This window comes from Rhodococcus sp. IEGM 1305 (assembly GCF_030058635.1).
In the GTDB taxonomy this organism is placed as follows: Bacteria; Actinomycetota; Actinomycetes; order Mycobacteriales; family Mycobacteriaceae; genus Rhodococcus_F; species Rhodococcus_F opacus_D.
In genome coordinates, this window is the sequence record NZ_JASHKX010000032.1 from 63,129 (window position 1) to 72,692 (window position 9,564).

Annotated in this window: 10 protein-coding genes; 7 read left to right on the plus strand and 3 right to left on the minus strand. The window is 64.1% G+C overall.

Going from position 1 to position 9,564, the window contains the following annotated elements:
• Positions 1-58: 58 nt before the first annotated feature.
• Together QM693_RS29625 and QM693_RS29630 are read right to left on the minus strand one after the other, a co-directional pair.
• Positions 59-1,516, minus strand: coding sequence for an aldehyde dehydrogenase family protein (locus QM693_RS29625; protein WP_283354119.1), 1,458 nt, complete (start codon positions 1,514-1,516; stop codon positions 59-61).
• A 9-nt stretch (positions 1,517-1,525) separates the two neighbouring features.
• Positions 1,526-2,353 (minus strand): mycofactocin-coupled SDR family oxidoreductase, encoded by an 828-nt coding sequence (locus tag QM693_RS29630; RefSeq protein ID WP_283354120.1) that lies wholly within the window; start codon positions 2,351-2,353, stop codon positions 1,526-1,528.
• Positions 2,354-2,581: 228 nt separating this feature from the next.
• Between QM693_RS29630 and QM693_RS29635 the strand changes: the two genes are divergently transcribed.
• The 4 genes from QM693_RS29635 (at position 2,582) to QM693_RS29650 (ending at position 6,085) form a co-directional block, all read left to right on the plus strand.
• Entirely contained in the window at positions 2,582-3,799 is a 1,218-nt protein-coding gene (locus QM693_RS29635) for a cytochrome P450 (protein ID WP_283354121.1), read from the plus strand.
• Positions 3,796-3,987 (plus strand): ferredoxin, encoded by a 192-nt coding sequence (locus QM693_RS29640; RefSeq protein ID WP_283354122.1) that lies wholly within the window; start codon positions 3,796-3,798, stop codon positions 3,985-3,987. The genes QM693_RS29635 and QM693_RS29640 overlap by 4 nt, the downstream gene beginning before the upstream one ends.
• Positions 3,984-5,156, plus strand: coding sequence for an NAD(P)/FAD-dependent oxidoreductase (locus tag QM693_RS29645; RefSeq protein ID WP_283354123.1), 1,173 nt, complete (start codon positions 3,984-3,986; stop codon positions 5,154-5,156). Before QM693_RS29640 ends, QM693_RS29645 begins: the two co-directional genes overlap by 4 nt.
• Before the next feature lie 74 nt (positions 5,157-5,230).
• Positions 5,231-6,085: a mycofactocin-coupled SDR family oxidoreductase gene (locus tag QM693_RS29650; protein ID WP_283354124.1), complete on the plus strand. Its 855-nt coding sequence runs from the start codon at positions 5,231-5,233 to the stop codon at positions 6,083-6,085.
• A gap of 21 nt (positions 6,086-6,106) precedes the next feature.
• On the opposite strand, the gene QM693_RS29655 is transcribed toward QM693_RS29650, so the two are convergent.
• On the minus strand, positions 6,107-6,709 hold the full coding sequence (locus tag QM693_RS29655) for a nuclear transport factor 2 family protein (RefSeq protein WP_283354125.1): 603 nt from the start codon (positions 6,707-6,709) through the stop codon (positions 6,107-6,109).
• On the opposite strand from QM693_RS29655, the gene QM693_RS29660 reads away from it, so the two are divergent.
• From QM693_RS29660 to QM693_RS29670, 3 genes are read left to right on the plus strand one after another with little or no spacing between them, the layout of a single operon-like run.
• On the plus strand, positions 6,708-7,154 hold the full coding sequence (locus tag QM693_RS29660; RefSeq protein WP_283354126.1) for a nuclear transport factor 2 family protein: 447 nt from the start codon (positions 6,708-6,710) through the stop codon (positions 7,152-7,154). The two genes, QM693_RS29655 and QM693_RS29660, sit on opposite strands and share 2 nt — an antisense overlap.
• A complete protein-coding gene (locus QM693_RS29665; protein ID WP_283354127.1) occupies positions 7,151-8,269 on the plus strand; it encodes a CaiB/BaiF CoA transferase family protein in 1,119 nt (372 codons plus the stop codon). Before QM693_RS29660 ends, QM693_RS29665 begins: the two co-directional genes overlap by 4 nt.
• A complete protein-coding gene (locus tag QM693_RS29670; protein ID WP_283354128.1) occupies positions 8,266-9,078 on the plus strand; it encodes an alpha/beta fold hydrolase in 813 nt (270 codons plus the stop codon). The genes QM693_RS29665 and QM693_RS29670 overlap by 4 nt, the downstream gene beginning before the upstream one ends.
• Positions 9,079-9,564: the final 486 nt, after the last annotated feature.

Here is a 9,564-nt window from a genome sequence, read left to right on the forward strand (position 1 = left end):
CCTTCGGGGTGGGGGAGTAGGAATCACGTGGCCGCCCGACTGCTCGGGCGGCCACGGATCAGCCTCCGAACGGGTACCAGTGCGGCTCGGTGGCCGGTTCGGCGAGAGTGCTCAGGGTGGCGCGGGCGCGGGTGTACTTGCGGATTCCCTCGGCCCCACCGAAGCGAGCCCCGACGCCAGAGGATTTCCATCCACCCGAGGGGAGGGCGAGCTGAAAGTTGGTGACACAGGCGTCGTTCACGCAGAGTGCACCGACTTCGAGTTGGCGTCCGAGGGCGATTCCCCGCTCGCGGTCGCCGGTCCAGATGCTCCCGCAGAGACCGAAGTCGGAGTCGTTCGCGAGCCGCATCGCCTCGTCCACGTCGGCCACCTTCATGATCGGCACGACGGGACCGAACGTCTCGTCCCGCATGACGGCCATCGAGTGGTCGACATCGACCAATACGGTCGGCTCGTAGTACCAGCCCGCAGCATCGGCGCGCTTGCCGCCCGTCAATACCCGGGCGCCGGCGGCAACGGCCTGTTCGACGTGGTCCTCGACGATCCGTAGCTGCGCCTCACTGGACATCGAGCCCACGTCGGCGGTGAACGGCGTGTCGATGTCGGTACCGAGTCGCAGGGCGCGGGTCTTCTCGGTGACGAGTTCGACGAACCGGTCGTAGATCGGGCCCTCCACATACACCCGCTCGATCGCGCTGCAGCCCTGACCGCCGTTGACGCAGGCACCCCAGACCGCCGCATTGGCGGCGCGCTCGACGTCGGCGTCCGCTAGCACCACCATCGGATCTTTACCGCCGAGCTCGAGGCCGCAGGGGATCAGCCGTTCGCCGGCCCGCGCCGCAACGAGACGCCCCGTGCGCACCGAGCCGGTGAACTGGATCATGTCGACCGTGTCGACTACCGCGACGCCGATGTTGCCGCCACCGTTGACGCAGGCGAGGACGTCGGGAGCGCCGATTTCTTCTCTCCAGGCGCGGACGACTTCGTTCCACGTCAGTGGAGTGAGTTCCGACGGCTTCGAGAGCACGGCCGAGCCGGCCATGAGCGCTGCCGGGATGTCGAGCATCGGCATCGTGAGAGGCCAGTTCCACGGCGAGATGACGCCGACCAGCGGGTACGGCGCGTGCTCGACGATCAGTCGCTGTGTGGGGATGGTTGATTCCGGATGTTCATCGGCCAGAAGCTGTTCCGCATGGTCGATCCAGTAGCTGGCGACCAGCAGCGAGTAACCGGGTTCGGAGATGGCATCGCCGTACGCCTTGCCAGTCTCCTGCTGGATCATGGCCACGAGGCGTTCGGTGTTGTCGGCGATCCAGTCGCGCCATTTCCGAACCCATTCCGCACGGCCGCGGGGGCCGATCGCGTGCCATTCCGGTTGGGCGTCGCGCAGTCGGGCGGCGATGTCGACAACCTCGGTGGGCGTCGTGGCCGCCACGGTGGCGACGGTGGAGCCGTCGATCGGACTGCGCACGTCGAGGTGGGAGGCGGTGGCTTCGGAGCCGATGGTGGTGGTCATCTGTGCCTCTCAGATCTTGTTCGTGAATCCGGCGTCGACTGTCATGGTGGCGCCGGTGGTGAACCGGCCTTCGTCGGAGACGAGGTGCAGCACCAGGTTGCTCACGTCGTTTGCGTCGATCAGACCGTCGATGGTCGGCAACGGATTCTTCACATTGTCCAGGATCTCGGGATGCGACTCGACGTAGTCGGTGAACGCCTGGTTGAGGATCATCGGGGTGTTCACACCGGCCGGATGCACGGTGTTGACGCGGATGCGGTCGGCGGCATGTGCGTTGGCCCAGGCCCGCATCAGTCCGACGACTCCATGCTTGGCTGCCACGTAGCCGAGCACACCCGAGGTGCCGTCTCCGGTGCCCTTGAGTCCTGCGGTGGAACTGGTAATGACGACTGCACCGCCGCGATCGCCTGCTTTGATGTGGGGGATAGCGGGGTAGACCGTGTTGTACACGCCGTTGAGCATGACGTCGATCGACTGGTAGTACGCCGAGTCCAGCAGACACTCGTCACCGATCGTCGGCATGATCCCGGCATTGGCCAGGACGATGTCGAGGCGTCCGAACTCCGTGACGCCGCCCTCGATGACCGATTTGACGGCGTCGATATCACGGACGTCCGCCTTGCGCAGATACGACTTGCGACCGAACTTTTCGATCAGGCGCCCGGTTTCTTCGAGATCGTCCTCGGTGGCCAGGGGGTACGCGACCACATCGTTGTTCGCGCACACGTCGAACCCGATGATGTCGGCCCCTTCCTCGGCGAGCCGAAGGGCATGTGACCGACCTTGCCCTCGTGCGACTCCGGAGATGAGAGCGACTTTGCCTTCGACACGACCCATGGGATCTCCTTCGAGTGTTCCGCGTCGTAGAAACGCGAACGTTAATTGTTGAGACTCGCTATGTCATAAACCTAAAGGACACCCGTCGCGTGGTCAATGGGTGCCTGCAAGGGTGGCGATTGGCGCTGCTTGACACTGTGAGGGTTGTCACTCAATATTGAGACTGTTGGTGCAAAAATTTGCGTTTCTGGCATGAGGTCGGCAGCGCGCGAACATTGAGGAGATGACATGTCGGATTTGTCAGCGACAAGTCTCACCGACCCACAGACCTGGGTACCCGGCGTGCCACACGAGGCTTTCGACCTGCTCCGGGAGGACGGTGGCATCTCTTGGGTCGAGCCGGAGACCGGGGGTTATTGGGCGCTGACCGGCTACGACGAGATCGCTGCCGTGTCCAAGGATCACGACAGGTTCACTGTCGAGCAAGGCAGCTTCTATCCTCGCCCGGCTCCGGAGGTACTCGACTCGCAACGGGGCATGCTGCTGTTGATGGACCCTCCGGACCACACGCGCCTGCGCAGGATGGTGTCGAAGAGCTTCACTCCGCGTGTCGTCGGCAAGTTCGACACGTGGATCCGGGACGTCGTGGTTCAGATCCTCGACGAAGTCCCCGAGACCGAACCGTTCGACTTCATCAGCGTCGTCGCTGCACGAATTCCGGGATTGGTGATCGCGTCGATTCTCGGAATCGACGAGGAGAAGGATCGCGAATTGATCGTCGACTGCGCGAACGACATCTTCGCGATCGACGCCCCTGACGGTCCGGAGCGGCACGTACGCGCTCAGGAGCGGCTTGCGCAGTATGTCGTCGAGCTACGCGATCACAAGCGTTTGTATCCGGGAGACGACATGGTGACGTCTCTCATCGACGCACGCGACGAGAACGGGGAGCTGCTCACTGACCAGGAATACGTCAAGTACATCGCACTGCTCGTTCTGGCAGGATACGAGACCACCCACACCCTCCTCGGGCAGACGATGCTCGCCATGATCGAGCATCCCGAGATCGCCGATCAGTTGCAGGCCGCGGTGGCCGACGGGGGCTCGAGTGGCGCAGTCGAGGAACTCTTGCGATTCGTCACTCCGGTCAACTATTTCTCTCGTACAGCAACGGAGGACGTAGAACTGAACGGTTGCCGGATCCGCAAGGGCGACGAGGTCGTCCTCTGGTACACGGCGGGAAACCGCGATCCCAAGGTCTTCCCGGAACCGCATCGCTTCGATCCCACCCGAAGCCCGAACATGCACATGGCATTCGGCGGCGGCGGTGTCCATCACTGCATGGGAAACCACGTCGCCCGCCTCGAGGTACGGCTCTTCCTCGAGGAAGTCTTCGCACGAGGGCTCGAGTTCGAGCTTGCCGGTGAGGCGGTGCGCGGGGCCAACATCTTCGCCAACCAGCTGAAGTCCCTGCCGGTTCGTCGCACGGCCGGCGGTGCACGATGAAGGTCTCCGTGAACATGGACCAGTGCGAGTACCACGGCCAGTGTGTGTTCGCCGCCCCGGACCTTTTCGACATCACCGATGACGGCGAACTCGAGTGGGTGGAGTCTCCAGACCCCACCAGGAGTGAAGCACTGAAGGCGGCTGTGGGCGCCTGCCCCGTCCAGGCCATCACACTGCAGGAGGGGTGAGCGTGGAAAGGGTCGTCGTGGTCGGGGCCTCGCTGGCCGGATTGCGCACCGCCGAGGCACTGCGCAGACACGGCTTCGCAGGTTCGCTGACCGTCATCGGAGACGAGGCGCACGCACCGTACAACCGCCCGCCGCTCTCGAAGTCGGCACTCGGCGAGGACGCCGGTATCACCGATTTCCGATTTCCACACGATCTGGGCGACGACGTCACGTGGCGACTCGGTGTTCGCGCTGTGTCTGCCGACCTCGACGCGGGCCGCGTCGAACTCGGTGACTCGGGTATCGAGACCTTCGACGTCCTCGTGGCGGCGACTGGTCTAGCGCCGCGGCGCCTCGACCTTCCCGGACCGTCGAAGGGTCGACACGTCGTCCGCACCTATGACGACGCGCGAGCGCTCGCCCCCGAACTGCGCGATCACGGAACGGTGGTGATCCTGGGAGCTAGCTTCATCGGATGTGAAATCGCATCCGCTGCCAGAGCCCTGGGATGTGACGTCACGATCGTCGCGCCGGAAACCGAGCCGATGATCCGGGTGCTGGGCGAGGAACTAGGTGCGGCGATGCGACGCCGTCACGAAGCGAATGGTGTCCGGTTCCTGCTCGGTCGCGTGCCGACCGCATGCGAAGGGGCGGAACGCGTCGAGAAGCTCCACCTCGACGACGGCACCGTGCTCACCGCACCCGTCGTCGTCGAGGCAGTTGGTTGCCGACCCGAGACCGGATGGCTGGACGGCAACGGCCTCGACCTGTCCGACGGCGTACTGTGCGACAACTCCTTGCGTGCCTTCGGACACGAGCGGTTGTTTGCGGTAGGAGACGTCGCCCGGTTCCCTAATCCACTGGTCGACGACGTGCCACGCCGAATCGAGCACTGGTCCATGGCCACCGATACCGGCAACCAGGCCGCCCGCACACTGCTGGGGGAGCCCGGGGAGTTCCGACCGGTGCCGAGCTTCTGGAGTGACCAAGTCGGCTTGCGCATCCAGGCCTACGGTGTTCCCGGACTCGCGGACCGCCATGAGGTGGCGGTCGGCGAGGTCGACAGCGACGTCGTCGTCCACAGCTACCGGGACGAGCGCCTCGTAGGCGTCATCGGTATCGGACAGAGGCGCGCGCTGATCACCGGCCGACAGAGGCTGATTGCCGAGGGAGCAGTCGCGTTGTCGTGACGAGGCGGGTCGGTGCGTCGACATCATTCACCTACCTGCCGTGAATTACACACGGAGAGAAAGCGAGAGACATTATGGGATTGCTCGAAGGCAAGGTCGTCTTCATCACTGGCGGTGCGCGGGGCCAGGGCCGAGCGCACGCTGTGACGTCCGCCAGGGAGGGGGCAGACGTGGTTCTCGTCGACGTCGTCGAAGACCTCGATACCGTTGAGTACCCGCTCGCGCGGGAAGACGACATGGCCCGGACCGTCAAGGAGGTCGAGGCTCTCGGCCGCCGCGCCCTCGGCGTGACGGCCGACGTCCGGTCGCAGAAGCAACTGGACGACGTTGTTCAGCGGGCAATTGCCGAGTTCGGCAAGATCGACGTGCTCATCGCCAACGCCGGGATCTGGTCGGGCAACCCGTTCTGGGAGATCAGCGAAGAACAGTGGGCCGACATGATAGACATCAATTTGTCCGGTGTGTGGCGGTCCGCCAAGGCGGTGACCCCCCACCTCATCGAGCGTCAGACCGGTTCGATCGTCATCACGTCGTCGGTCAACGGCCTCGAACCGGGACTTGGCTATGCCCATTACGTTTCGGCCAAGCACGGTGTCATCGGTCTGATGAAGAACATCGCACTCGAGTTGGCGCCGCACGGCATCCGATGTAACGCGGTCAGTCCCGGTGCGGTCTACACGGGAATGACAGACAACCAGAAGGCATGGGACATGTACGCCGGGCACCCGGGAGGCACGCGAGATGACGTCATCACGGCCGGCAAGCATTATGGGGCGCTCAAGGGCTCGACGTTCATGTCACCGGATGTGATTGCGAACGCGGCGCTGTTCCTCAACTCGGAGTTGGCGTCCAACGTGACCGGCGTGACCGTGCCGGTCGACTCCGGGCATCTACTTATCGCCGGAGTCAACGCGGCACCAGTCGACTGATCTCGAGCGTTCCGGCGGGGGCTACTCGCCGGAACGCAGCGGGACGAACCCGGCGCGGGCTGTAGCGAGCGAATCACCGTACTCAAATAAGCGCACGATTTGGCCGTCCGCACAGTGGTAGACCCAGCAGTATTCGTTCCGGTACTCGCCGCCAGAGTGCAGTGTCGCGGTCATGAGCTGACGGACGACTCCGGTGTCACCGTCTACGACGGTCTCCAAGATCTCTCGCTTGATCGAGTCGACATCGAGGATCGCCCCGGTCGTACTACCGGTGAGGGCTTTGGCAACTCGGTCGCGCCCGACGAATGGGCGCGGGCGTACCGCGTAGGGCGGGTGCCACTCGACGTTCTCCGCGAGCAGGGCGCTGATCGCGTCCGCGTCGTTGCGGCCGCGCGCCGCGGTGAAGGTCTCAACTATCTCGCGAGTTGACGGTGTACCAGTCATGTGAACGATCACTCCTCTGTGTTCGGATCTGGCGGTCAGAGTATCGTGAAAAACGCTATGAGAAAAGGTATTTCCGTTCCAATGAGTGATTATCACGAACGAACTATTGAAGAACGACTTTTCGAAAACTGTGAGATCGTCGTGGCGGTGCTGCGACCGACGTTGAGGAATGAGGGCCATGAACAACCCCAGAGCACACGCCGCGAGCAGAGCGACCGCGCGTGAAACAGTGGAGCGCTACTACGAGTTGATCGACAACGGTGAGGTTGAAGCTATCGACACATTCGTTGTCGAGCACTTCTCGGCCGACTCCTTCGTGCATCGGCCGGAATCGTTGCGCGGCGGCGGCCGGCTCGACGGACTCGAGCGGGTCCGCCGATTCTCGACCTCCGCGGCGAAACACAGCGGCGGCCCAGGAGCCATGCGGATCGGGACCGTACTGGTAGACCCTTGTGCTGACGGGTGGAATATCCTGGTGGAGTTACACTTCCGAATCGGTGATAACTGGTCGCGGGCGATGGAGTGGTGGACGTTCCACGACGGCAAGGCCACGGGTATCCAGGCATTCTATTGGGACACCGCGGCGATGCTTGCACCTGCGTCCGCAAATGTGGAGACGGTGTGACTGGGCCGCTCACGGGGATCAAGGTTGTCGAGTTCGCGGGAATGGGGCCCGCACCGTTCGCCGCGATGTTGCTCGCAGATATGGGCGCAACGGTCGTGAGGGTTCAGCGCGCGGGCGCCGCCGTCCCCGGCGGGCTTCCCGGGACCGGCGCGGAACTGCGTGGTCGCTCCGAGGTAATTGCTGATCTGAAGGATGCGGACGACCGTGACTCGGTCCGTCGTCTCGTCGCCGAGGCCGACGTCCTCCTGGAGGGCTACAGGCCGGGCGTAATGGAGCGATTGGGCCTCGGTCCAGACGAGCTGCTGGCCGTCAATCCGCGGCTCATCTACGGACGGATGACTGGCTACGGCCAGAACGGGCCGTTGGCGCAGGTTCCAGGACACGACATCAACTATCTTGCGATCGCCGGTGTTCTCGGCGCGATCCGACGAGATGGCGAGCGGCCCCTTGCTCCGCTCAATCTCGTCGGCGACTACGGCGGTGGCGGCATGCTTCTCGCCCTCGGCGTCGTCTCCGCGCTGGTGCAGGTGGCCCGGACAGGCCGCGGGGAGGTCGTCGACGCCGCGATGGTCGACGGTGCCGCACAGCTGGCGACCCTGTTCTTCGCCTTTCAGTCGGCAGGCGGGTGGGATCGTCCGGGCACCAACCTCCTGGACAGCGGTGCGCCCTTCTACGAGGTATACGAGACAGCCGACGGCGGCCATATGGCGGTCGGCGCTATCGAATCGCCGTTCTATGAGGAACTGCTTCGGCACCTCGATATCACGACCGCTGACGCCCCGCAATGGGACCGCGACAGATGGCCGCAGACCAAGGAGCGGTTCGCCGCCGAGTTTCGCACGCGAACGAGACAGGAATGGACCGACCTGCTTCAGCACACAGACGCTTGCGCGACACCGGTTCTCACCCTCGACGAGGCTCCGTCCCACCCGCACAATGTCGCGCGGGACTCCTTCCGCCAGCAGAACGAATTGACGGTTCCGTCCCCGGCGCCGCGATTCGGCGGCAGGGCGGCCGAACCCATCGAAGCCGTTGCCTTGGTGACGGTCCTGCAACAATGGGGTCTGTCCGCCGCAGACGTCACGCGGCTCGCCGGCGGGAACGGAGAGTCGTGAGCACGGGAGCGAGCCGGATCGAGGTGGAGGCCGGCGTGAGTCTGTCCATCCAGGACCTCGGGTCCGGCCGCCCGGTCATTGCGCTGGCCGGCATCGGTATGTGTCACGACGTCTTCGACGGACTGGTCCGTCGACTTGCGCCGAGTCGGCGGGTGGTGTGCGTTGATCTGCGGGGCACCGGGGCGTCGGACAAGCCGCTCGAGGGATACACGATCGAGCGGCATGCAGCGGACATCGGCGTTGTTCTGAACACGCTCGATCTCCGCGACGCCGACCTACTCGGATGGTCCTACGGCGGTCAGGTGGCCTTCCGGTGCGCGCTCGACCATCCGGACAGACTGCGGCGGCTCGTCCTGGTCGGTAGTAACGCGGTCAGTGCCTCCAGAACCGAGAACTATCCATTCGGGTTACCGGCACAGCAGGTTCTGTCGTGGATGATCGAGGACGAGGCACGCGATCGCGTCGGCGCCCGTCGGCGTGCCATCGCCGCGGGCTTCCACGTCCCGCCCACAACGGCGCTGCTGGACTGGCTCGCGGCACTGTCAATCCAGATGCCCTCATGGGCAGCAGTTGCGTCCTACGAGAGCTACCTGTGCACCGATCTCAGTCCGCGAGTCGGTGAGCTGACCGTGCCCGTCGTGCAAGTGATCGGCGCGGACGACCCGGTGCACTCCGCCAAGGGCGCGTCATGGTTGCAGGAGAGGCTGGGTAGCGAACTTGTCACGTTGCCCGCGTGTGGGCACTACCCGATGTTCGAGGTTCCCCAACAATTCGAGGAAGCGATCCAGGAGGTGACCTCGGACGGCTGATGGAAATGACCGAGCCCCGCCGCTGTCTCCGAGCGGGGCCCGGTCAAGTGTCGAAGTGCGCAGGTTCGCTGATCGAAATCGGCAACCGAGGTTCCCTGCGTGATCCGTATCCGCTGGATGTTTGGAATGCCGTGCGTCAGTGTCAGCCTGCTCGGATCGTCACGCCGTACTCGGGGGAATACACATATCCGCCATGGAACTACATCGCGAGAGACCTCGGACATCCTCGACCATTACGTTCGAGGGCACTTCGTCACCGCCTCGCGCGTGGCGGGGAACCGGTCCTGGCGTTCGGTGCTGCTCGATGGCTCAGATTCCGCAGGCCTTGACCTGCATGACCATCACTAGGAAGTCGAGCACGTCTTCGGTGAGTAGTCGCATACAGCATCTACGTCGTAAGGCTAACTCGGTGCAACGTCGAAGTCGAGATACCGCGTTGACTCATCCGAAATGCCCGCGTGAGCCCCTTCGTTGCCTCACGTGAGA

Coding starts and splice junctions, on each gene's coding strand:
- QM693_RS29625 (WP_283354119.1), bottom strand. CDS start 1,516: ATGACCACCACCATCGGCTCCGAAGCCACCGCCTCCCACCTCGACGTG.
- QM693_RS29630 (WP_283354120.1), bottom strand. CDS start 2,353: ATGGGTCGTGTCGAAGGCAAAGTCGCTCTCATCTCCGGAGTCGCACGA.
- QM693_RS29635 (WP_283354121.1), top strand. CDS start 2,582: ATGTCGGATTTGTCAGCGACAAGTCTCACCGACCCACAGACCTGGGTA.
- QM693_RS29640 (WP_283354122.1), top strand. CDS start 3,796: ATGAAGGTCTCCGTGAACATGGACCAGTGCGAGTACCACGGCCAGTGT.
- QM693_RS29650 (WP_283354124.1), top strand. CDS start 5,231: ATGGGATTGCTCGAAGGCAAGGTCGTCTTCATCACTGGCGGTGCGCGG.
- QM693_RS29660 (WP_283354126.1), top strand. CDS start 6,708: ATGAACAACCCCAGAGCACACGCCGCGAGCAGAGCGACCGCGCGTGAA.
- QM693_RS29655 (WP_283354125.1), bottom strand. CDS start 6,709: ATGGCCCTCATTCCTCAACGTCGGTCGCAGCACCGCCACGACGATCTC.